This is a genomic window from Apibacter adventoris (assembly GCF_002964975.1).
GTDB lineage: Bacteria > Bacteroidota > Bacteroidia > Flavobacteriales > Weeksellaceae > Apibacter > Apibacter adventoris.
On sequence record NZ_PSZM01000010.1, the window covers coordinates 1 to 331 of the forward strand.

At 49.2% G+C, this 331-nt stretch carries 1 protein-coding gene; it reads right to left on the reverse strand.

The window, feature by feature from the left end:
- Positions 1–331 (reverse strand): 4Fe-4S dicluster domain-containing protein (locus C4S77_RS02950; RefSeq protein ID WP_176700506.1); only part of this gene is annotated, 331 nt, incomplete at both ends.

The following is a 331-nucleotide window of genomic DNA, read 5'->3' on the forward strand; positions in this document are numbered from 1 at the left end:
ATATTCAAACAGCGGTGTAATCAGCTGCGATGTACGAATATCAATACGTTCCAGTTTGCTACGGTCGATTTCTGGCAGGTTGAGGAAGAAATCGTAATTGATTTTCTCTTCTTCGACATGTTCCAGGCGAGACATCATATTGATGGCTTTAATCTCTGGATTCTGACGGTCTTTCGCCGGGCAAACTTCGACGCACAGGTTACAACCGGTGCAATCTTCCGGTGCCACCTGCAAGACATATTTCTGCCCGCGCATATCACGCGATTTCACATCCAGCGAATGCAGGCTGGCAGGGGCGTTTTCCATCGCTTCAGGCGGCACCACTTTTGCG